Raw genomic sequence first — 24,127 nt, forward strand, 5'->3', positions numbered from 1 at the left:
GCAGCAATCCTGATAAAAATTTATTGGGAAATACTATTCTTTCAATAACGAGAACGGAGAATTCTTATTTAAATGCTAGTCATCACGCTATATCCTTGGTGTCAACAAACCAGGAGCACTGTAAAAGAATGAACAACCAAAAACATAATCGAAATCAATTTGATGTCGTTACCCCCCCCCAATTAGAAAAAATACCTAGGCCCTTTAGTCACCCTATGGATAGACATGTAGAGCAATGGAGAAGATCGGCCTAATTCGATAAACCTGATTTCATATACCCAATGAATTTCGAGTTACGGCCAGGCGGCAATCAATCGAATCCCAGAAGTGTACAGGTAGTACATGACTGGGATGAGTGCAAGCAGCCAACGCCGCCGTCACTTAAAAGGCGAAGGATATATCTAGCTAACGATTCGCTAACCAGGCTAAATCGCTGGCTAGATCCTGATCAGGATGTAAACGCTTTTTATATCGTAACTCTATAAATTTTCTGTCTTTAGCCGTCATGCTGCCGCCCGAAACTGACCAATACCTTCGTCCCTCCGAGTCGGCTATCTGCAATAGTTATTTTTCCTTGATACTGCTCAATAATTTCTGCTGCGACCGATAAACCTAATCCTTGACCGGGACTCAAGGTATCGACACGTTGACCACGTTGAAATATAAGTGCCCGCTTGCTTTCTACAATGCCAGGTCCATCATCATCAATGACAATGATTAATTTTTTTTCTGAGTGCAGAGCAGTGATTTCAACAAATTCCAGGCAATATTTACAGGCATTATCCAAAATATTACCCATAATCTCTATTAAATCATTTTTCTCTCCGAAGAAAGTCACCTCTGGTGAAATATCGAGCGTCAATACCACGCCTTTACGTTGATAGACTTTATTCAATGCACTACAGAGGCCATCGAGTAAAGCAGGAACGGAATGGATCTCTCTACTTAATACATTATGTTCTGAGCGTACGCTGGCACGATGGAGAAAATAACCGATCTGCTGCGAAATACGACTAATTTGCTCCAACATGATAGGTTCTACCGTTTCAATCGTGATTTTTTTATCGGTCCGCAGTGATCGTAATGTCGTCTGTAACACTGCCAGAGGCGTTTTTAAGCTATGAGTAAGATCGGCAAGTGTAGTTTGGTATTTGGTATAACGCTGACGCTCATGTCTCAGCAAAATATTTAAATTCCTTACCAGACTAAACAGTTCTTGTGGTGGATTTTCATCCAACTGTTCACGTTCCCCTTTTTCTAACTGACTAATTTGACTAACCAATGCTTTTATCGGACGCAGGCTCCAATAAGCTGCCAACCATAGCAACGGCACCACTAAAAATAGATTCGCCAATAAGACGTAGCTAAACCAGTTCCATACCAGATCTGAACGTTGTAATTCCTGAGGGATAACGTCGACTACCACAATGGTGAGCCGAGGCAATTTGCTAGTAGCGGGATAAATATTGACTGAAACCGAATGGGTGAGGGCATCAATATCAACATCAGTGTATTTTTTTAGCTTATTTTGTGCTTTAGAATTATCGCCAAGTATTGTACTACTTATCTTTTTTCCGGGATTCAGCTCATAAAAGCCCGATTTTTTTAGCCAGTTTTTTTCAATATGTAATTCCAATTCGGGTATATATCGTTCACGCCACAATATATTGCCATGATCATCATAAATGAGTGCCAAGGTAGGAATATTGAGTTCCAGATCAGAAGGAATAGAAATAGTCAACTTATCATCTTGCCATTGAGCGAGGCTGAAAAACAGATTGCTTTCTCCCCGATGAACCCTGAAAGTATTTTTATTAAAATTAATAATATAACCGACTACCGCAACGACTCCGTAAGAAAGTGATAGTGCAAAGATAACACCCGCGGTTGCCATAAGGAAACGGGATCGAAGGGAAAAAGGTTTGCTATTCTTGTTGAACATATTATTTTTTAAACGTTTTTTAACAACAATGTTCAATTGGCATCAAAACGATAGCCTTGACCACGGATAGTAGTAATGACATCACGATCATGCTCGGCTAATAATTTTTTCCGCAGCCTCCCCATCAATACATCAATAGTATGGCTTTGTGGATTTGCTCACAACTTTACCCGCATTACGGATTAACGTTTCAATAATGGTATATTCAAATGCTGTAAATTTTATCTGCTGTTGATTGATACTGAGTTCACGGCGTGAAAGATCAATCTGAAAAGGCGGAAATTTGATGATTTGAGAAGCCAGGCCAATATTACGCCGCATGAGTGCTTGCATTCGGGCAACCACTTCTTCTAAATGAAACGGCTTAGTAACGTAATCGTCAGCACCGGCTTCTAATACTGCAACTTTATCCTGCCAGCTCTCTCGCGCAGTTAAGACCAGGATAGGTAAATTTGACTGATGACCACGCCAACGACGGATCAAGCTTAAACCATCCTCACCGGGTAATCCAAGATCGACAATTGCGATATCAGGGGCATGTTCTTGTAAGAAATAGTCTGCTTCTTTGGCATTTTCCGCTGCATCAACTTGATGACTCATCTCTCGCATTTGTACTGTTAGATGATGCCGCAATAATGCATTATCTTCCACCACCAAAACTCGCATACTACATCCCTCAAGCAAATTTAAATTGGGTAATAAATTACCTGTAAAAGATAAAAATATATAATTATCTAACATATTATTAACTATATAATATGTTAGCAATCCATTCCATATACTTTTATTATTAATGTAATTATTAGCGTGATAAGTTAAACCTTAATTAAACTAACTTAAATTAATAAGTAAATTTATTTTATTTATGATTAAAATCAACCAATTATATCTAATTAATTTAATTGGTTGAACAAGAATACCAACCGATTGTGAGAGTTCTAAAGCTATTTTTCCAAATAATGACAGCGAGTTGAGTAAAAATAGGCCAGCTTGAAACCGCAGAAGAAAGTTGAATGGTGATAGGCAATTTATTGATAAATAGTGAAGGAAAAATCATTTTTTGTTGCCTATCATTTAATCTAAAATAATATATTCATTTGCTTAAAATGATTTATTTTTCTCCGTGTAACTCACCTAAACTTAAGACTTAAGCTCATCAACAAAAGCGACGGCGCGCCCAATATAATTAGCGGGTGTCATCTCCTTTAGACGTACTTTCTCTTCTTCAGGTAATGCCAAATTTTCAATAAATTGTTTAATATCAGCGGCACCCATTTTTTTACCACGGGTCAACGCTTTTAATTTTTCATAAGGATTAGCAATAGCATAACGGCGCATCACTGTTTGGATCGGCTCAGCCAAGACTTCCCAATTATTATCCAACTCCTTTTGCAAGTGAACTTCATTCACTTCTAGCTTGCTGATGCCTTTTAAGGTCGCTTGATAAGCGATCAGAGCATAGCCTAAACCGACACCCAGATTACGCAATACGGTGGAATCTGTCAGATCACGTTGCCAACGTGATACGGGCAATTTATTAGCTAAATGACCTAATACAGCATTAGCCAATCCAAGATTACCTTCGGAATTTTCGAAATCGATCGGATTCACTTTATGAGGCATAGTTGAGGAGCCTACTTCATTGGCGATAGTTTTTTGTTTGAAGTGATTGAGGGCGATATAACCCCAAATATCACGGTCAAAATCGATCAAAATCGTGTTAAAACGGGCAATACAGTCAAATAGCTCGGCGATATAATCATGCGGTTCAATTTGCGTGGTATAGGGATTCCAACTGATGCCCAGAGACGTGACAAATTCGTTGCTAAATTGATGCCAATCAACATTTGGATAAGCCGCAATATGTGCATTGTAGTTACCGACAGCGCCGTTTATTTTCCCGAGAATTTCTACTTTCTCTAATTGATCAAGTTGCCGCTGCATACGGTAGACAACATTAGCAAATTCTTTACCAAGAGTAGAGGGAGTGGCCGGTTGACCGTGCGTGCGTGATAGCAGAGGTATTGTGCGATATTGTTTCGCCAGCGAGGTGATTACGGCAATAATTTCCTTCCAGATAGGCACAATTTCATCATTACGAGCACGGTGTAACATCAAGGCATGAGACAAATTATTGATATCTTCAGAAGTACAAGCGAAATGGATAAATTCAGACACATTTTGCAACGCCGGAATAGCATCTATTTTCTTTTTCAGAAAATACTCAACAGCTTTGACGTCATGATTTGTCGTTTTTTCAAAATTTTTGATATCTAAGGCATCTTGTTCGCTGAAGTCTTTAATAAGACTTTCAAGATCCTCGTTAGTTTTCTTGTCAAAGCCAGGCACTTCTTTAATTTTTTCACAGGCTGCCAATTTTTGTAGCCAACAGATTTCAACTTGCACCCGAAATTTTAGTAAACCAAATTCACTGAAAATTTTGCGTAATGCACTCACTTTATCACTGTAGCGTCCATCAAGCGGGGATATGGCAGTCAATGGGGATAATTCCATCGTAGGCAACTCCTGGTTATGATTTGTAATAGTAGGTTTTGCAAGAAGTCTATTTTAACAACGAGCAAGAATGCTCTGTGCCTGCTTAAGCAGACGATGACGAGAAAACATTAACTGCCAGCGACCCCCACCACGCTGCTGCCAAAGCACTGCAGAACGTATGCCAGCCAGCAAAGTTGCGCGTATTTTGTCCTGGACCGACTGATTTTTCAGCTTATCAGGGTTACCGAGAACGTGAATGCGGGCACCAAGTGGACTGATAACATCGGTATAAATTGACGCTAGCGAACTGAACATGGTATCAGAGCCAAGATCGAAATGTACCAATTGTCGATCAAGCTGGGAAATACGTCCGCCTAAAGTATTCAGCGCAGATTTATTGGCACTGAGTTTACGTTCAAGCACCATAATGCCAAGAGCATAGCGAGTGAGTTCGGCAGACAGGGGTTGACGGTTGACATTCAATATACATTGTAAAGTTTCTAATCCGATTTTAAGGGCAACGTCGTTATCACCATAGACAGCAAGAGTGGAAGGGGGGTCGATTTGTAACAAACTATTTAGCGAAGTATGCAAGGCATCTTTATCGCATAAACCCTCATAGGCTAACTGCTGGACTAAACGTACAGACTGGCAGAGACCCGATAGCGCCAGGGTAATTTCATAATAATTTTTTGCCACGATCACTCCTGTAAACGTTCTTCAATGATACCACCGCCGAGGCAAATTTCACCCTGATAAAAGACAGCGGATTGACCTGGTGTCACAGCCGCAACAGGATGATCAAAACGAACGTCAACACCTTGTTCATCCTGTGGTTGAGTAACATATAGTTTGGTGACATGGGACTCAGTAACCTGTGGTTTAATAGCAGGCTTGGGAATCAGGGTGCAGGGAATATCCTGCTGACGATAGCGGGTTTTCACTGTACAACGTAATGGTGTGGTCAAGGGTTGAGGATTTACCCAGTGCAACTGTTGAGCAACAAGTCCCTGTGACATCAGCCGTGGGTGTTGCGGCCCTTGTGCCACCAGTAAAATATTTTCAGCGACATTTTTATCGACGACATACCAAGGATCTTCATTCCCTTCCTGGGTGCCGCCAATCCCTAAACCTTTGCGTTGACCCAAAGTATGGTACATCAGCCCCTGATGCCGCCCGAGTTTTTTTCCGTCGACGCTAACAATCGGACCAGGCTGAGAGGACAGATATCGACGAAGAAAATCCCGAAATTTACGTTCACCAATAAAACAAATGCCAGTCGAATCTTTCTTTTTGGCCGTCACTAAACCTTGTTGCTCAGCAATACGACGCACAGTGGGTTTTTCCAGTTCACCCAGTGGAAACAGACTTTTTACCATTTGAGGCTGACTAAGGGTATAAAGAAAATAACTTTGATCTTTATTATCATCTAAACCTCGGAGCAGGTAGCTTTTACCCTGGGCATCCTGTTTGTGGCGTACATAATGACCTGTCGCGATATAATCCGCGCCCAGATCTTCGGTCGCAAATGCCAAAAACGCATTAAATTTAATTTCTTTATTGCACAGGATATCCGGATTCGGTGTACGTCCCGCTTGATACTCCGCCAGGAAGAAGGCAAAAACGTTATCCCAATATTCTGCGGCAAAGTTAACAGTGTGCAATTCGATACCTAACTTATCACATACCGCTCGCGCATCTTGAAGATCCTGCGCCGCCGCGCAATACTCTTGATCATCGTCTTCTTCCCAGTTTTTCATAAATAGACCGGCAACCTGATATCCCTGTTGCTGTAACAGGTAGGCGGAAACAGAAGAATCGACACCGCCGGACATACCGACAATGACTTTTTTCTGGCTATTATCTGACATGTCAATCTCACTAACTTAATTAGGATGCCGGAAAAACCGTAGTACAGAAAGCGTCGGATTCTATCACGTCGCCTCTTGAAGCGCATTACTGAAAAGGGTGAGTTGTGAAAAGGAGAATGGCTGAAATTCCTTTTGCATTGGCGTACGAGCAATATTCCAGTACTATTGATCACAGTATGACAACCTATTAACAACCTATTTGTCGCAGGAGAAGTTGATGAAAAATAAAGTCGTTGTTCCGACAGAGGGTAAGAAAATCTCTCTTGATGCTCAAGGAAAATTAGTTGTTCCATGTGAGCCGATCATACCCTTTATTGAAGGTGATGGTATCGGCGTCGACATCACGCCTGCGATGAAACGCGTGGTAGATGCTGCAGTTGAAAAGGCTTACTCAAAACAGCGTAAAATAGCCTGGATGGAAATTTATGCCGGTGAAAAAGCTAAATGTCATTATGGAAAAGATAGCGATGGCAATGATGTTTGGTTGCCTGATGAAACCGTCGATTTAATTAAAGAATATCGGGTTGCCATTAAAGGACCATTAACTACCCCAGTAGGGGGAGGGATCCGATCCTTAAACGTTGCTTTGCGTCAACGGCTTGATTTGTATATTTGTTTACGCCCCGTACGTTATTTTACCGGCACACCAAGCCCGCTAAAACAGCCTGAATTAACGAATATGGTCATTTTTCGCGAAAACTCGGAAGATATTTATGCTGGTATCGAATGGCAAGCGGGCTCTCTAGAAGCGAATAACGTCATAAAATTTCTCCGTGACGAAATGAAGGTCACTTCACTGCGCTTCCCTAAAAACTGCGGTATTGGCATCAAACCTTGTTCAAAGGAAGGCACTGAACGCTTAGTACGTGCGGCAATTCAGTACGCGATTGAGCATGATCGTGAATCGGTGACCTTGGTCCATAAAGGTAACATCATGAAATTTACTGAAGGTGCCTTTAAAGACTGGGGTTATCGGTTAGCTCGCGAAGAATTTTCTGGTGATCTCATCGATGAAGGTCCTTGGGTTAAAATCAAAAATCCAGATCCAGATCCAGATAACGGCAAGGACATCATCATCAAAGATGTGATTGCTGATGCTTTCTTACAGCAAATTTTATTGCGTCCAGAAGAATATGACGTCATTGCCTGTATGAATCTCAATGGTGATTATATTTCCGATGCCTTAGCAGCACAGGTAGGGGGGATTGGTATCGCACCTGGGGCGAATATTGGGTCTGATTGTGCACTGTTTGAAGCCACTCATGGCACTGCGCCAAAGTATGCCGGTCAAGACAAAGTCAATCCAGGTTCCATCATTCTTTCTGCAGAAATGATGCTACGCCATATGGGTTGGCATGAAGCCGCTCAGCTGATTATCAATGGTGTTGAGGGGGCGATTAAAAACAAGACAGTGACCTATGATTTTGAACGTTTGCTAGCAGATGCTAAATTGCGAAAATGTAGCGAATTCGCTGAAAATATCATCGAAAATATGTAAATAAACAAGAAAGTAATATTATTCAGTACTCGACATTCTCAAGAGAGATAACATGATGGATCATAAAAAACGCTCGAGTAAAGAGCTTGATCGTATTGATCGCAATATCCTCAATGAACTACAAAAAGAGGGGCGCATATCAAACGTCAAGCTGGCAGAACGTGTCGGCTTAACGCCGACACCCTGTATAGAAAGGGTTCGTCGCTTAGAAAAAGAAAATTTTATTCATGGTTACACGGCGCTGCTTAATCCACAATATCTGGATGCAGCGCTGTTGGTACTGGTTAAAATTACACTAAATCGGGGTACTCCCGATGTCTTTGAGCAATTTAATACAGCGGTGCAGAAACTTGAAGAAATTCAGGAATGTCACCTGGTATCAGGCGATTTTGACTATTTATTAAAAATCCGCGTATCCGATATGTCTGCTTACCGTAAATTGTTGTGTGATACTTTGCTACGTCTCCCTGGCGTCAATGACACTCGTACGTACGTAACAATGCAAGAAGTCAAACAAAGCAGCAAGCTACCCATTAAAACTAGCCGATAAGATATAAGGTGGATGCAAAACCTGAATAATTCAGTTATTATACTGTTTTTTAATACAGTTTTAACGCTTTTGACGTTGCGATCCCGCTCTCTTCACCGAACCTGGAGGATCCCTCTTGAGCCAAGAATATACGCCAACGAAAGCAGTGATCTTTAAAAAATTCAGTCCTGGGCGGTTATTGCTTGAAGCTGCGCTTGTTGTGGTGATTATTTTAGCAGCCTGTCTGATGGTTATGCTATTAAGTTTTGATCCCTCAGATCCTAGCTGGTCACAAACAGCTTGGCATGAACCTATTCATAATCTTGGTGGTACTGTGGGAGCCTGGTTGGCAGACACCCTGTTTTTTATTTTTGGTGTATTGGCTTATGCCATTCCCTTGATGATAGTGATCTTATGTCAAATAATTTTTCGTCAGCTCAGCAGCAATAAATATGTTGATTATTTTTCTTTAGCTTTACGTTTAATTGGTACTTTGGCGTTAATTCTCACCTCCTGCGGCCTGGCTGCGCTCAGTGTTGACGATCATTATTATTTTGCTTCTGGAGGTGTCATCGGCAGTTTGCTCAGCAATGCGATGTTGCCAAGCTTCAAAGGTGTTACTGCAACTTTAATTTTATTACTCGTGTGGGGAATAGGTTTCACGCTTTTCACCAGTTGGTCATGGCTGTTAATAGCAGAAAAGACAGGCAGTATGGTATTAACTGCAATGGCTTTTATCCGTAATAATAGGTCTATTGAAGCAGCACAAGATCATGATGTGAATCACGATATGCATATCGATAGCAATGATATTACTTTAACCTCTGTCGTACCACCCTTGGTTGTATCACCAACAGCTATTAACACTGTCATGCCAGAGGCAATTGCCGCAGAGGCTATCACGACTGAGATTATCGATATCGAAACTTTCTATGCTGAAACTGTTGCTGCAGAGACTATTTTCGCAGAGAGTATTGCTGTAAAAATTGTGTCAGAGACCGTAGCAGTAGAAACTCTCGTAGCAAAGGCCGTTGCTACTGAGATTATCGATATTCAAGCTATCCCCGAAACGGCCATAACAAAGGCTGTTAATGTTGATGACGATGCTTTATTTTCTGCGACTTCGATCGTTCACAGTAAAGTTAAAGATGATCCCCCTTCATACTCTCAGCAGCGAGAAACACTAATTAGACCGCTGCCTGATCAGCAGACACCGCTTGTTCCAGCGATGGACAGTTTGATCCATCCATTTTTGATGCGTAACGATCAACCTTTACAAAGACCGACAACACCTTTGCCAACACTGGATTTACTGGCAGTGCCCCCAACGGAGGAAAAACCGGTAGATATGTTTGCCTTAGAGAAAACGGCTCGCCTGGTAGAAACACGTTTGGCGGATTATCGTGTCAAAGCCAAAGTTGTTGAAATTTCTCCAGGCCCAGTGATCACCCGTTTCGCCCTGGATTTAGCACCAGGGGTAAAAGCGGCACGTATTTCAGGTTTATCACGTGATTTAGCACGTTCTCTCTCCGCTATTGCAGTACGTGTGGTAGAGGTGATCCCAGGTGAACCTTACGTAGGTTTGGAGTTACCGAACAAAGACCGCCAAACCGTCTATCTACGAGAAGTGCTTAACTGTGCCAAATTTCGTGCGACTCACTCGCCGCTTGCCATGGTTTTAGGAAAAGATATTGCGGGACAACCGGTGATCGCAGATTTGGCAAAAATGCCTCATCTCCTGGTGGCAGGTACGACAGGTTCGGGTAAATCCGTCGGCGTGAACGCCATGATCCTGAGTATCTTGTATAAAGCGACACCGGATGAAGTGCGTTTTATCATGATTGATCCCAAAATGTTAGAGCTTTCAGTTTATGAAGGCATCCCTCACTTATTAACCGAAGTCGTAACGGATATGAAAGATGCGGCCAATGCATTGCGTTGGTGTGTGGGTGAAATGGAACGTCGCTATAAACTGATGTCTGCATTAGGGGTACGTAATCTTGCAAGCTACAACGATAGGATCGAACAAGCTGAAGAAATGGGACGCCCAATCCCTGATCCCTTCTGGAAACCCAACGAAAGTATGGCGCTTTCTCCACCCGTGTTGGAAAAACTACCTTACATTGTGGTGATGGTAGATGAATTCGCTGATCTCATGATGACTGTTGGTAAAAAAGTAGAAGAACTGATCACGCGCCTAGCACAAAAAGCGCGTGCTGCCGGTATCCATCTCGTATTGGCAACGCAACGCCCGTCAGTTGATGTTATTACTGGCCTGATTAAAGCGAATATTCCAACACGTATTGCTTTTACTGTATCGAGTAAGATTGATTCGCGTACTATTCTTGATCAAGCAGGAGCAGAGTCTTTACTGGGAATGGGAGATATGCTCTATATGGCACCCAATTCCTCGATACCAATCCGCGTACACGGCGCCTTTGTGCGTGATCAAGAGGTTCATGCCGTGGTTAGCGATTGGAAAGCACGTGGGCGCCCCCAATACATAGAAGATATTCTCAACACCAGTGAAGAAGAAACCGCTAATGCAGGGATTAATAACACTGAAGAACTGGATCCACTCTTTGACCAGGCAGTCAATTTTGTGCTGGAAAAACGGCGTGCATCGATTTCCGCTGTACAACGGCAATTCCGTATCGGCTATAATCGTGCCGCTCGGATTATTGAACAAATGGAGGCACAACAGATTGTCAGTTCCCCAGGCCATAACGGCAACCGTGAAGTCTTAGCTCCAAAGGTACAATAAAATTATGAATGTATTCTGTGTCATGAAGAAACCACGCGTTTGGTTTTTCGGTGTTAATCTTTTGTTGTCCAGTCTGGTTGCTACACCCATTTTCGCCGCGGCCACTCAAGATCTACAAACACGCCTCGGCAAAGTAACCAGTTTTCATGCCACTTTTTCACAGCGAGTGACTAGCGCTGAAGGCACAGTAATACAACATGGAAAAGGAAAATTATGGATAAAACGCCCGAATCTTTTCAATTGGCAGATGACATCGCCGGATGAAAACGTATTGATTTCTGATGGTAAAACATTGTGGTTTTATAATCCATTTGTCGAACAAGCAACCGCAACTTGGTTAAAAGATGCCACGAGTAACACACCATTCATGTTGATCACGCGTAATGATCCCGCTGATTGGCAACAATATAACGTCAAACAACAAGGCGATGATTTTGAATTAACCCCTAAAACGGCCAATGGCAACCTAAAGCAATTTGCGATTACCGTAACAGCCGACGGGGTTATTAAAACTTTTTCTGCCGTTGAACAAGATGGTCAACGGAGTGCTTATGTTTTACAAGAACAGCCAAACAGCACCATTGATGCTGACAAATTTAAATTTAGCTTGCCGAAGGGCGTCACATTGGACGATCAGCGTCAATAATACGCAACCTTATGTGGTGAATACTCATTTATTAAGCGCATTTTTGACGAAGTCATAGATCTTGAATAGGCTCTGAAATCAATATGAGTAATTTGCCCTTGGATTTTTCCCAAAACTCACTCCAACCATTAGCGGCGCGTATGCGACCGTCAACCTTGGCAGAGTATATTGGTCAGCGCCATCTGCTAGCATCAGGTAAAGCACTACCCCGTGCTATCGAAGCAGGACAATTACATTCAATGATCCTATGGGGACCACCAGGGACAGGTAAAACCACTTTAGCGGAATTGATCGCTGGTTATGGCAACGCAGATGTAGAACGTCTATTAGCGGTCACTGCGGGGGTCAAAGATATTCGGCAAGCTGTCGAACGGGCGCAGCACAATCGTCATGTGGGACGGCGTACGCTACTTTTCGTTGACGAAGTTCACCGTTTTAATAAAAGCCAACAAGATGCTTTTTTACCCTATATAGAAAATGGGACTCTCATTTTTATTGGAGCCACAACGGAAAACCCCTCATTTGAATTGAACTCCGCTCTGCTTTCACGTGCAAAGGTTTATTTACTCAAAGTTTTAAGCACCGCTGAAATAGAGAAAGTATTGGATCAAGCTATGACCGATCACCGGCGCGGTTACGGTGGACAAAATATTATCTTGCCGGATGAAACACGCTGCATGATGGCAGCATGGGTTGCGGGTGATGCACGTCGAGCGCTAAATACTCTCGAAATGATGTCGGATATAGCGGAAATTGACAGCAATGGTATTCGTGTACTCACCCCTGAATTATTACAACAAATTCTAGGCGAGCGCAGTGCGCGTTTTGATAATAAAGGGGATCGTTATTACGATTTGATCTCGGCATTACATAAATCGGTGCGTGGTTCAGCACCGGATGCCGCGTTATATTGGTACGCACGCATTATTACTGCCGGAGGCGATCCCTTGTATGTGGCACGTCGTCTGCTGGCGATAGCCTCTGAAGACATTGGCAATGCTGATCCACGAGCGATGCAAATAGCAATATCTGCCTGGGATTGTTTTACTCGGGTTGGTGCTGCTGAAGGGGAGAGGGCAATAGCACAGGCTATTATTTATCTGTCTTGCGCTGCGAAAAGTAATGCGGTTTACAATGCATTTAACGCGGCGTTACATGATGCGCACCAAAGACCTGATTTTGATGTGCCCGCGCATTTACGTAACGCACCAACCCATTTAATGAAAAAAGAAGGCTTAGCAGCAGAATATCGCTATGCCCATGATGAGCCACATGCTTATGCAGCCGGCGAGAATTATTTTCCAGCGGAAATGGCAGAGACTCACTACTATTCTCCATCCTCACGTGGTCTTGAAGGTAAAATCGCTGAAAAATTGACATGGTTAGCTCAACAAGACGAAAATAGCTCGATAAAACGTTACCAATAACCCCAAAATGTGCCTCCATTTTTATAATGAAAACAACAGGATAAATAATGCTCGATCCTAATATACTGCGCAATGATCTGGATAAGGTTGCTGAAAAACTGGTTCGTAGAGGTTTTAAACTTGATACCGATTTATTGCGCACACAAGAAGAACAGCGTAAACGTTTACAGGTTGAAAAAGAAAATTTAGAGGCAAAACGCAATTCAGATTCGAAATTGATCGCCGCTGCTAAGGCACGTGGTGAAGATATTGAACCATTACGCCTTGAAATGAGTCAGTTAGGTATACAGCTCGACACAACCAAAACAGAACTCGAGCAGTTACAAAAAGACATCTCTGATATTACGTTGTCACTTCCTAATCTACCTGATGATTCGGTACCTAATGGTAAAGATGAAAAAGACAACAAAGAAATTAGCCGTTGGGGGGAACCCCGTAAGTATAACTTTAAGGTCAGGGATCATGTCGAATTAGGTGATATAACGGGCGGACTGGATTTTGCTGCTGCCGTCAAACTAACAGGAACACGTTTTGTAGTGATGAAAGGGCAGATTGCTCGTCTGCACCGTGCTTTGTCGCAATTTATGTTAGATCTGCATACTGGTGAAGAGCATGGTTATCAAGAAGTCTACGTCCCTTATTTGGTCAACCACGCAACTCTTTTTGGGACAGGGCAACTCCCTAAATTTGGTGATGACCTGTTTCATAGTAAACCCTTGGCAGAGGAGTCGGAGAGCAGTAACTATGCGTTAATCCCGACGGCAGAAGTACCGCTGACTAATTTGGTACGTGATGAAATCCTGGAAGAAGCGGCTTTACCCTTGAAGATGACCGCACATACCCCTTGTTTCCGTTCTGAAGCGGGGTCTTATGGTCGTGATACTCGAGGTTTGATCCGTATGCATCAGTTCGATAAAGTGGAACTGGTACAGATTGTCAACCCGGCAGAGTCGATGACAGCGTTGGAAGAATTAACCCGCCATGCTGAAAAAGTTTTGCAACTATTGGAGTTGCCTTATCGCAAAATGTTGCTTTGTACGGGGGATATGGGTGCAAATTCCTGTAAGACTTACGATCTAGAGGTCTGGTTACCCGCACAAGATACGTATCGAGAGATTTCATCCTGTTCCAATATGGGTGATTTTCAGGCACGTCGTATGCAGGCGCGTTATCGCAAAAAAAATGAGACGAAACCCTGTCTGGTTCACACGCTAAATGGTTCTGGGCTAGCGGTGGGACGTACTCTGGTAGCAGTGCTGGAAAATAACCAGCAAGCTGATGGTCGTATCCAGGTTCCACAGGTGTTACGCCCTTATATGAAGGGGTTAGAATATATTGGCTGATAGGCTAATAGAATGCCGGTGCTCAGCCAATTTTGGTGCTTTATCCACGAGCCTGTGACGATAAACCGGTGCGATAAGCTGGAAAAATTGGTCGGTTTCGCAAAGGATCAATGGCAGGGACGCCCTCGGTTTTGTATCCTTCCAAACCACCCGTATTCAAGGCCTGCATTTCCAGATTACCGCTGTTAAGTAAAAATTGCTGCTTCATATAATTCAGTTCCTCGCTAAGCAGTGTATCTGGCTCGGGGATGTCTCCAAAAGTATGGACATAAAAAGCTAAAAACTTAGCTTCGGCGTCTAACATTCCAGTACGATCTTTACCACTTCTACAATTCCACATGGCAACACCATCAAGCCAATACGTTAGCAATGCTAAACGTGAGGGCATTTTATAGGGTTCATTCCCCATACTCTGATAACTTTTTTCCTGCCATATTTGATTAATTTGCCTGGCGAGTTTGCGTATAAGAACTAATTTTTGTACTGATTCTAATGTATTCTTTATTTTTCCTACTGATTCTAGTACTAATTCAAATTTATCCTTTACTTTGGAATCTTTGGAACTTTTCTTTATGTTTTCCAAAATGGTTTGTAAGCCTGACAAATCTGATTCAAAAGCTTTAAGCTTATCGGGTTCTTGGGAAAGAGGATTTTTAAAAATACCCTTTATTTCTTTTATTCCTTTTGGCCAAGTCGAAATAAATTCTTCAATTTTCTCTGAACCTACATCTTTTTTTACAATATGTTTATCGTCAACCAGTGTGTAAATTTCTTCAATCAGTTTTGTAAATTCTTCAGTAATCAGTGTCGGAAGCTCCTCAATTATTTTGTCACCTTGTTTTAAATGAGCATCCACTCTGTTATTTATCTTTTCTAATGCCACTTTATTCATGTTTTCAACGCCAGCCCATCCACCGATTACGTTCGAGGCCCCTTTTAAAAATGCGCCTTGGTTAACACCAAAATTAAAAGCGCACAGGTCAAGTTCAATGGGAATATCCTGCGGTTGCCCTGATCTTTTTATATCCATTGGTAACGTCAATTTTCCTGCTTGACTTAGACTTTGTAAATCTTGCCAAACTTCAAGCTGATTTTTCATAAATTGCCGTTCGTTGGAATCTTTAGAACAGAACTCTCTTACCAAATCTGGGGTTAATAAAGATAATGATGTCACCGAAAGCTTAACGGGTTCTAGATCTTTACCTGCTTTACCTTCTGAGATAGCTTGTTGCGCTTTTTTGGCTTGTTCCAGAAGCGTATCGTTGCTGACAATCGCGAGGGCAAGTCCCTCCTGGGCACTTTTTTTATTGGCAGTCTTACGCTTTACGGGGTCTGTAATCCCCATGTGGTCGTGAACGGCATGTCGGTTGCCACAAAATATTCTATTATCCTTGCCGTTAGGTTGTTTGATATGGAGTGTAGTCATTGCCAAATTTATAGCATGCTGATCTTCTTTGTTGGATCGACAGGATCGGCCTTCTGTTTCCTGATAAGGCGATGCAAAGATCTTAACCGAGCATTTTTTATCCTCAGTATCCTCAGTATCCTTAGATAAGATTTTTTCAATATTCGACGCCGGAAAGATCTGACTACGCAGATGATGTTCTTTTCCTTTGGCCTGCACAGAAAATTCGTTGATGATCGGATCCCAACCTGTTTTATTGAGGCTTTCTGTAAAATTTTCATCAATAATGCGTCTAAATGTTTTCACATTATAATCACTGACCGTTGCCATAGGTGCCAATGCTTGCTCAAGGTCTTGCCGAAATTTATCAAAGTAAGGTTGTACAACCTGTTTAATTTGTTTCCCTGTAGGATTGACTGGCAAAAAAACAGGATAGCTAGCAGTACGGATTTTATTTTTTAAGCGCATGAGATTGTCATGCATGGTTTGATAGGCTTTGTTGTGCTTATCGTTATGATTTACATCTTTTCCGGCTTCTTTCGCTTTTTCTAACATGAGAAAACCCGCTTCAAGACGTAACCGCAGCGCGTTTTTAATTTTTTCGTCAGAAAACGGAACTCTTTTACCCCAATTTTTAAGGCCGTATTCATTAAATCGTTTAAGTTCAGTGAGAAGTTTGTTTACATCTCCTGCCAGCCCTGTATCTCCTGTCTTCTGAGCCACTTCTTTATCTTCTTGCAGATTTTCAATCAAAATACTCGCCTGCTCGATCATTAAATTAGCGCCACTTTGATTGTGAGGGATCTTTTCCATTAGATGATGAGCCATGATGATATCGATCATGATCTTCTGATTACAGATTCCTCCATATTCTTTTTCTTTATCCTCCAGATCCTCACACAACATGGCCAGGTCGCAAAGAAATCCGTCTAGCTTAGATTCGTGAGATTGCAGAAATTTTATTGTTGTTTTATCGAGATTGTTTTTCTGTTCAAGTGTGTCTTTAATAGGATCGATGGATAATCGTAAAAAATTTTCCAGCAATTTTTTTCTTTCGGGTGCAGATTCAATCAGTCTAGGTATAAATTTGGTTTCTACATTACCTAATTGTGTGCTCAACTGGCTAAGATAGCTTTTTTTTTCTTCTGTTTCATCGTAAGTCACTTCTTGTCCAGATAAAACGCCTCTTCTGCCTCTGACTCTGTTGCTAGTTGATGATGATGGGTGTCGATTAATAATATTATTAATCGTTATCCGTGGTAAAAAATTTGACAATGTTGATAACATAATTTTTTCCTTACTACATAAGCATTTTATTGTCTTACAATTTTGGGTAGTGGTGATATTTTCGGATGTGATCATCCTGTTCATATGCTGCCTGTATCAACCTGCTTTGTAGCAGGGTGGCACGTTGGCTAAATAATGTGAATCGCTCTATGAATATTTCAGCGTCAGTGTTCACGTCAATATGCAGCAGTAATACAGCGCGCTTTTCTGTGGGATCGAGGGCGATGATACCGCATTTGTTGTACGCTAGATTGGCGCACAGTAGTTCTGCTAGGATCAGGGCACGTTCTGTATCAGGTATTGCGCCCAGATCGGCATAACAGTGTAAATAATCGGAATCGGGTATTGTTTCTATTAAAACCGTAGTTTCTCCGATTTCGAGTAAACATTGACCGTCGTCGTCAAATTTCAGCGTAGGAATACCCATACGCTTACCTAAACACTGTAATTGATATGATGCGGGATCAAAATAGTCATTCATTATTGTTTCCTACTGTCTCGTCTATTTACTCGCTCAGTTTATTTAGACATAAAAATAAATAGCCATCTACTACTACAACTGCGCGGTATCCATCAAAAAATTCAAGCCACCGGCCAAGCCGGTGGCTGTTGAGTTGTGCGGTTATTACCTTGTTACTAAGAAGGGGCTGCTTGGTGCCCATTTATTCTCTCTTCTTGTTGGCTTAGTATCTTTTAGCTGGTTAGCTGCATCAGAAGAGGAAGTTGCTTTTTCTTTAACACATACTTTTTTTTCGGTCATCATAAAAGGTTGATTTCCCCACCAAAGCTTGCAGTTACTAGCAGTCCAGGCAGAGCCTGACAACAATAGAAGCGGTAACATTTTCCAAAGGATCTTTATCTTTTTCATGTTATGTTTCTCTTTCTCTGTGAGTTCCAAAACCTGGTTTGATCTGTGCCCAGGCCACCCGTTTAAGAGTAGTCATAATAAAAACGGCGGGCTAGTCTATTTATTATGGAAGATATATCACTATGTGGAGGAGTAACCGCGTTTGCAACGCCTGTAACAAAACATGACGCACGGTAGGTTTTTCGCTTGAGAACCAGTCAATGTGAAATCGAGATAGAGGGTATATCTCGATTGACAGCTTTTTTACACATTAAACAAAAAATTTATTACATCACCATCTTTAACGACGTAATCTTTTCCTTCGGCACGCATTTTACCCGCTTCTTTTGCACCTTGCTCACCTTGGTAGTGGATAAAATCGCCAAAGGCAATCGTTTGAGCACGGATAAAACCTTTCTCAAAATCGGTATGAATTTTAGCGGCGGCTTGTGGGGCTGTTGCACCCGCCGGAATTGTCCAGGCCCTGACTTCTTTGACTCCAGCAGTAAAATAGGTTTGCAAATTCAGCAAGTGATAACCCGCACGGATCACGCGGTTTAAACCTGCCTCTTCTAGACCGAAGTCTGCCATAAATTCGGCTCGCTCTTCATCCGCTAACTCGGCAATATCGGATTCTATCGCCGCGCAGACAACAACCACAGTCGCACCTTCTTGCTCTGCTATGTGACGTACCTGCTCCAAATAAGGATTATCTTCAAAACCGTCTTCGTCCACATTGGCGATATACATGGTTGGCTTTAACGTTAGAAAACTTAGGTAACGAATAGCGGCTTTATCTTCGTCGGTCAGTACCAGGGTGCGTAACATCTTTGATTTTGCTAGGTGTAACTGACATTTTTTTAACGCTGCTAATTCAATTTGCGCATCTTTATCACACCCCTTAGCTTTTTTCTCTACCCGTAGGATAGCACGTTCACAGGTCTCCAGATCAGACAACGCTAGTTCAATATTAATGGTATCAATATCTTCAGCTGGATCAATTTTACCTGCTACATGAACAATATTATCATTGGCAAAACACCGTACCACATGACCAATGGCATCGGTTTCACGAATATTAGTCAGAAATTTATTACCTAGGCCTTCGCCTTTGGACGCTCCCTTTACTAAGCCCGCAATATCAACAAATTCCATCGTGGTTGGTACAATACGTTCAGGTTTCACAACCTTGGCAAGCTGATCCAAACGTGGATCGGGCATCGGTACCACGCCAGTGTTTGGCTCAATGGTACAAAATGGAAAGTTAGCCGCTTCAATACCTGCTTGTGTCAAGGCATTAAACAACGTGGATTTACCCACGTTAGGTAGCCCGACAATACCGCATTTGAATCCCATGTTTTATATTACCTTAAAATTTATTGAGACAAACTTCTTATTAACCTTTTGAACGAAATAACCCTCTGGATGAAGAGCAAAATAAAAGTTTCATGATAATTCACCCATTGACTTTAAATGAATGCAAATGTTGTATCGCGCGATCCATACTTTCTTTGAAACACAGCTCAATACAATGGATAGCTGCACCAATAGCTTCATCAATCCGCTCTTTTTCACTGATTGGCGGTTTCCCTAAAACAAATCCAAGCACTTTATTACGATCACCAGGATGACCGATACCGATGCGTAAACGATGAAAATTGGCAGTGTTACCCGTTAGTTTGCTTTGAATATCTTTTAAACCATTGTGCCCGCCGTTACCGCCACCGAATTTAAATCTTGCCACACCGGGCAAGAAATCCAGTTCATCATGAGCAACTAAAATTTCCTCCGGTGAAATACGATAGAAATTAGCCATTGAGGCTACTGCCTTGCCACTCAAATTCATAAAAGTAGTGGGTACAAGCAGCCGTACCTCATGATTAGCAAGATTTATTCGAGCGGTATGTCCGTAAAATTTACGTTCTTCCTGTAAGGATTGATGAGACTGTTCTGCCAGGCATTGCAAGAACCAGGCGCCGGCATTATGACGTGTTTGCGCGTATTCAATGCCAGGATTTGCGAGTCCAACGATTAATTTTATCTGCGTCATCTTGATGTTCGTTATGGATTAATAGGCTAGCGCTTAATGTTCAAACATGGCAGAAATAGATTCTTCATTACTGATACGACGAATGGCTTCCGCGAGCATACTCGATAACGTCAGTGTATATACGTTTTCTAGTGCACTGATCTCATCTGATAATGGAATGCTGTCACAAACAATGATTTGGTCGATAACGGAATGTTTGATGTTGTCAACAGCACTACCAGAGAAAACCGGATGACTTGCATAGGCCAATACGCGTTTTGCGCCCCGTTTTTTTAATGCTTCTGCCGCCTTACATAATGTGCCTGCAGTATCGATCATATCGTCAATCAGCACACAATCACGGCCAGCCACATCACCAATGATATGCATGACCTCAGACTCATTAGCACGAGGGCGACGCTTATCAATAATGGCCATGTCGGTGTCTCGTAATAATTTAGCAATAGCACGTGCACGGACCACACCACCTATGTCTGGAGAAACAACGATAGGATTATCCAGATTTTGTCGTCGCATATCCTCCAGTAACACTGGGCTACCAAAGACGTTATCAACAGGAACATCAAAAAAACCCTGGATTTGTTCCGCATGCAGATCTACCGTCAATATGCGGTCAACACCCACATTTGACAAGAAATCAGCAACCACTTTAGCGGTGATCGGCACTCGAGCAGAACGAACACGGCGATCTTGACGAGAATAACCAAAGTAAGGGATCACCGCAGTAATACGCCCAGCAGAAGCACGACGTAATGCGTCGATCATAACCAGTAACTCCATCAAGTTATCGTTAGTAGGCGCACAGGTAGATTGGATGATGAAAATATCACCGCCACGTACATTCTCCTTGATTTCCACACTGACTTCACCATCGCTAAAACGACCTACAGTGGCATTACCAAGGTTGATATGCAAACGGTTGGCAATTCGTTCTGCTAATCGAGGGACGGAGTTACCAGCAAAAAGCTTCACATTATCAGACATTAATAAAAACCTCAGGTATGCGTCGAGACAAGATATTCGGAGAGAGTACGTCGCATCGACGAGACATTAGCCCCCTTTGCAACAAAGCCATGTAACCACTCCGGAGCGATATTTAACACCTCACGAGCCGATGACTCGGTGTCGAACTCAGCAAACACACAAGAGCCGGTTCCTGTAAGGCGTGACGGTGCGTATTCTAACAGCCATGAAAGAAGCTGTTCAACCTCGTGAAACCGTTTTCTCACGATTGGTTCACAGTCATTGGTAAAAGGAGCCGCTAAAAGCGTTGTCAATGAGCGAGTTGGTGTATTTCTTACCAGTTCACTATCAGAAAAAATCAGAGATGTTGCAATACTGATACCGGGGTGAGCGACCAAATACCATTTTTCAGCAGGTGTTACCGGTTGCAATTTTTCGCCAACCCCTTCGGCAAATGCGGCTTGTCCGTGGATAAATACTGGAATATCAGCACCTAAGGTTAATCCCAGGGTAGCCAATTGCTTATCAGTAAAACCACATTGCCATAGATGATTCAAAGCAACCAGAACAGTAGCCGCATTTGACGAACCACCTCCTAATCCTCCTCCCATAGGTAAACACTTTACAACGCTAATATCAGCACCATAATTTTCGTTACAGGGTAACTTTTTTTGTGGTTGAGCTCCTTGTAACTGATCTTGTCGTAATACCTGTTTTTGTAACAAGCGTGCTGCTCGTACGATCAGATTTTGCTCTTGGTCAACCCCTGCCAAGGGAGTTAACAGACGAATTTGTTGATCACGACGGGGTGTAATGATTAATTCATCGCCATAATCAAGAAATTGAAACAGGGTTTGTAATTGATGATAGCCGTCAGCATGTTGGCCAGTAACATAAAGAAATAAATTAAGTTTTGCTGGGGAAGGCCATATCTGTATCATTTTAGCGTCCAATTATCCATTTTTAATTTGATACGTTTTTCTCCTTCTCCCGATTTAACCTGTCTCAATTCGATGCGGCTGGGTAACTGTAGGGTAGGGCCTGTATTATAGTTCTGATAACTCACCAACCATGTTTGATCGTCTTGCTGATAATTGATCTGTTTTAAGCGATATTGATTATCTAACGTAAAATCATGGCTATCACCGGGCAAGCCGACGATCCATTGGCGCAGATTGTCCAGCGGGAGTGACATCCCAGTGAGTTTCTGCATCATCTCTTGCGGATTTTCACTAAAATAACGTTTTCCCTGATTATCGATCAACAAAGTCACTGTGGGTTCTACGCGTAATTCAAATTCGGTCGTGCCTAAAGGGCTAGTAAGCACTAAACGGTAGCGTTCTTTTGAATATTGTTGCCAGAAAAAGCGGGTGTAGACCTTTTGTTGATCAGAAAAATAAGCCAAAGCGCCGCTTATCTGGAATTGGTCAACCTGCTGTAACTGCTGCTCATGTTGGCGCCATTGAGATGAGTTTGGATCCGTTGTCGTAGAAACGGGTTGTAATGTAGTACAGGCCGTCAATATCAAGCTGATCAGGGGAAGTGTGCGATATTTATGCATGAAACCTCTTGTAAAACCCACGTTCGTTATATGAAATTAACGTGATCAGAGAAACAGAATTAATCGGGATACGCATGGTACTGATACTCCGGTGTGACTTCTATTGGTGCACTGTATTAAGTAGAATAATAACAAACCTTACAAACATCAGTACTAAATCATTCTCATGACACTGCTTACATTAGGCATCAACCATAAGACCGCCCCGATATCATTACGTGAACGGGTAAATTTTTCACCTGAATCTCTTAACCACGCGCTAAACAGTTTGCTTAAGCAACCCTTGGTGCGTGGGGGAGTATTGCTGTCTACTTGTAACCGCACTGAATTGTATCTTAGCGTAGAGTGGCGAGATAGTCTGTATCAACAGCTGATTGCCTGGTTATGTCATTATCAACGACTGAGTCCAAATGAAGTGGTCACTAGTCTGTATTGGCATCATAACAACGATGCTGTCAGCCATTTAATACGTGTTGCCAGTGGGTTGGATTCAATGGTACTGGGAGAACCACAAATATTAGGTCAGGTTAAAAAAGCGTTTGCTGCCTCTCAGCGTGTTCAGCCTTTACCTGGTGAATTAGAGCGTTTATTTCAGAAAGCTTTCTCAGTAGCTAAACGAGTACGTACAGAGACCGATATTGGTGCCAGTGCGGTTTCTGTGGCTTTTGCTGCCTGTACGTTGGCCAGGCAAATTTTCGAGTCATTGCCCGAGCTAAGTATTCTTCTGATCGGGGCAGGTGAAACCATTGAACTGGTTGCTCGTCATTTAAGTGAACATAAGATTAAACGGATGGTAATCGCTAATCGTACGCAGGAGAGGGCGTTGTCTTTAGCCAGTAAAGTGGGCGCAAAGGCCATTACCCTAGGTCAGATAGAACATTGTCTGGCTGACACAGACATTGTCATTAGCTCTACCGCCAGTTCATTGCCTATTATTGGTAAAAGTATGGTTGAATATGCATTGAAAATCCGTCGTAATAATCAACCAATGTTATTTGTTGATCTTTCTGTACCACGTGATATCGAGCCGGAAATTGCCAAATTGGCCAACGCTTATCTGTACAGTGTCGATGACTTACAAGCTATTATCCAGCATAATTTGCTCCAGCGTAAAACGGCAGCTATTCAGGCTGAATCGATAGTACAACAGGAAAGCGTTAATTTTATGATTTGGCTGCAATCGCAAGGCGCTATGGAGACAATTCGTAACTATCGTATTCAAGCCCATCAGCTACGCACTGATATGACAGCTAGAGCCTTGGCAGCTGTTGAACGTGGTGAAAATGTGGAGCAGGTTATTACGCAATTAGCGTATAAACTGACAAATCGTCTTCTCCACATGCCAACCAAATCCCTCCAGCAAGCTGCCAATGAAGGGGATACGGCGCGTTTACAATTATTATGCGAAAGCCTGGGGCTAGATCAACAGGTTGAGTAAACAAAAAATTTTAATAACTTGTTCCAAATTAACTCTTTTAATTTTTTAATTAAGGTCAAA

The 24,127-nt window shown here is 42.3% G+C and carries 19 protein-coding genes and 1 pseudogene; 7 read left to right on the forward strand and 13 right to left on the reverse strand.

Annotation, left to right across the window (positions count from 1 at the left end; genetic code table 11):
* Positions 1–496: 496 nt before the first annotated feature.
* The 5 genes and pseudogenes from phoQ to mnmA all read right to left on the reverse strand — a co-directional run bounded on the left by phoQ (position 497) and on the right by mnmA (position 6,309).
* A complete protein-coding gene (phoQ, locus tag AAHH42_RS07950) occupies positions 497–1,942 on the reverse strand; it encodes a two-component system sensor histidine kinase PhoQ (protein WP_342222036.1) in 1,446 nt (481 codons plus the stop codon).
* A 32-nt stretch (positions 1,943–1,974) separates the two neighbouring features.
* A pseudogene (gene phoP, locus AAHH42_RS07955) lies at positions 1,975–2,608 on the reverse strand (two-component system response regulator PhoP).
* A gap of 474 nt (positions 2,609–3,082) precedes the next feature.
* Positions 3,083–4,456 (reverse strand): adenylosuccinate lyase, encoded by a 1,374-nt coding sequence (gene purB, locus AAHH42_RS07960; RefSeq protein WP_342220861.1) that lies wholly within the window; start codon positions 4,454–4,456, stop codon positions 3,083–3,085.
* A gap of 54 nt (positions 4,457–4,510) precedes the next feature.
* Complete coding sequence (hflD, locus tag AAHH42_RS07965; RefSeq protein WP_342220862.1) at positions 4,511–5,137, reverse strand: high frequency lysogenization protein HflD; 627 nt, start codon at positions 5,135–5,137, stop codon at positions 4,511–4,513.
* A 2-nt stretch (positions 5,138–5,139) separates the two neighbouring features.
* Positions 5,140–6,309, reverse strand: a complete 1,170-nt coding sequence (mnmA, locus tag AAHH42_RS07970; protein WP_342220863.1) for a tRNA 2-thiouridine(34) synthase MnmA — start codon at positions 6,307–6,309, stop codon at positions 5,140–5,142.
* A 217-nt stretch (positions 6,310–6,526) separates the two neighbouring features.
* On the opposite strand from mnmA, the gene icd reads away from it, so the two are divergent.
* From icd to serS, 6 genes are all read left to right on the forward strand, one after another.
* Positions 6,527–7,807, forward strand: a complete 1,281-nt coding sequence (gene icd, locus AAHH42_RS07975) for an NADP-dependent isocitrate dehydrogenase (RefSeq protein WP_342220864.1) — start codon at positions 6,527–6,529, stop codon at positions 7,805–7,807.
* Positions 7,808–7,859: 52 nt separating this feature from the next.
* A complete protein-coding gene (gene lrp, locus AAHH42_RS07980; protein WP_072549656.1) occupies positions 7,860–8,357 on the forward strand; it encodes a leucine-responsive transcriptional regulator Lrp in 498 nt (165 codons plus the stop codon).
* 115 nt (positions 8,358–8,472) lie between these two features.
* Positions 8,473–11,100 carry a DNA translocase FtsK 4TM domain-containing protein gene (locus AAHH42_RS07985; RefSeq protein WP_342220865.1) on the forward strand — a complete coding sequence of 876 codons (2,628 nt, stop codon included), beginning with the start codon at positions 8,473–8,475 and terminating at the stop codon, positions 11,098–11,100.
* 22 nt (positions 11,101–11,122) lie between these two features.
* Entirely contained in the window at positions 11,123–11,746 is a 624-nt protein-coding gene (lolA, locus tag AAHH42_RS07990) for an outer membrane lipoprotein chaperone LolA (RefSeq protein WP_072549710.1), read from the forward strand.
* 83 nt (positions 11,747–11,829) lie between these two features.
* Positions 11,830–13,173, forward strand: a complete 1,344-nt coding sequence (locus AAHH42_RS07995) for a replication-associated recombination protein A (RefSeq protein WP_072549654.1) — start codon at positions 11,830–11,832, stop codon at positions 13,171–13,173.
* Between the two features lie 47 nt (positions 13,174–13,220).
* The gene (gene serS, locus AAHH42_RS08000) at positions 13,221–14,516 is read left to right on the forward strand and encodes a serine--tRNA ligase (RefSeq protein WP_072549653.1); all 1,296 of its coding nucleotides are present in this window, start codon (positions 13,221–13,223) and stop codon (positions 14,514–14,516) included.
* Positions 14,517–14,556: 40 nt separating this feature from the next.
* Here serS and AAHH42_RS08005 read toward each other — a convergent pair whose 3' ends face one another.
* From AAHH42_RS08005 to lolB, 8 genes are all read right to left on the reverse strand, one after another.
* A complete protein-coding gene (locus tag AAHH42_RS08005) occupies positions 14,557–17,085 on the reverse strand; it encodes an inositol phosphate phosphatase SopB (protein WP_342220866.1) in 2,529 nt (842 codons plus the stop codon).
* Positions 17,086–17,242: 157 nt separating this feature from the next.
* A complete protein-coding gene (locus AAHH42_RS08010; RefSeq protein ID WP_072549650.1) occupies positions 17,243–17,689 on the reverse strand; it encodes a type III secretion system chaperone in 447 nt (148 codons plus the stop codon).
* Between the two features lie 144 nt (positions 17,690–17,833).
* A complete protein-coding gene (locus AAHH42_RS08015) occupies positions 17,834–18,076 on the reverse strand; it encodes a hypothetical protein (RefSeq protein WP_072549649.1) in 243 nt (80 codons plus the stop codon).
* A 243-nt stretch (positions 18,077–18,319) separates the two neighbouring features.
* The gene (gene ychF / locus AAHH42_RS08020) at positions 18,320–19,411 is read right to left on the reverse strand and encodes a redox-regulated ATPase YchF (protein ID WP_342220867.1); all 1,092 of its coding nucleotides are present in this window, start codon (positions 19,409–19,411) and stop codon (positions 18,320–18,322) included.
* A gap of 100 nt (positions 19,412–19,511) precedes the next feature.
* A complete protein-coding gene (pth, locus tag AAHH42_RS08025) occupies positions 19,512–20,105 on the reverse strand; it encodes an aminoacyl-tRNA hydrolase (protein ID WP_342220868.1) in 594 nt (197 codons plus the stop codon).
* A gap of 33 nt (positions 20,106–20,138) precedes the next feature.
* Positions 20,139–21,089, reverse strand: a complete 951-nt coding sequence (locus AAHH42_RS08030) for a ribose-phosphate pyrophosphokinase (protein ID WP_119797456.1) — start codon at positions 21,087–21,089, stop codon at positions 20,139–20,141.
* Positions 21,090–21,100: 11 nt separating this feature from the next.
* A complete protein-coding gene (ispE, locus tag AAHH42_RS08035; protein ID WP_342220869.1) occupies positions 21,101–22,009 on the reverse strand; it encodes a 4-(cytidine 5'-diphospho)-2-C-methyl-D-erythritol kinase in 909 nt (302 codons plus the stop codon).
* On the reverse strand, positions 22,006–22,629 hold the full coding sequence (gene lolB / locus AAHH42_RS08040) for a lipoprotein insertase outer membrane protein LolB (protein WP_342220870.1): 624 nt from the start codon (positions 22,627–22,629) through the stop codon (positions 22,006–22,008). Before lolB ends, ispE begins: the two co-directional genes overlap by 4 nt.
* A 166-nt stretch (positions 22,630–22,795) precedes the next feature.
* On the opposite strand from lolB, the gene hemA reads away from it, so the two are divergent.
* On the forward strand, positions 22,796–24,067 hold the full coding sequence (gene hemA, locus AAHH42_RS08045; protein ID WP_342220871.1) for a glutamyl-tRNA reductase: 1,272 nt from the start codon (positions 22,796–22,798) through the stop codon (positions 24,065–24,067).
* Positions 24,068–24,127 lie beyond the last annotated feature (60 nt).

Source organism: Candidatus Fukatsuia endosymbiont of Tuberolachnus salignus (genome assembly GCF_964030845.1).
Taxonomy (GTDB): domain Bacteria; phylum Pseudomonadota; class Gammaproteobacteria; order Enterobacterales; family Enterobacteriaceae; genus Fukatsuia; species Fukatsuia symbiotica.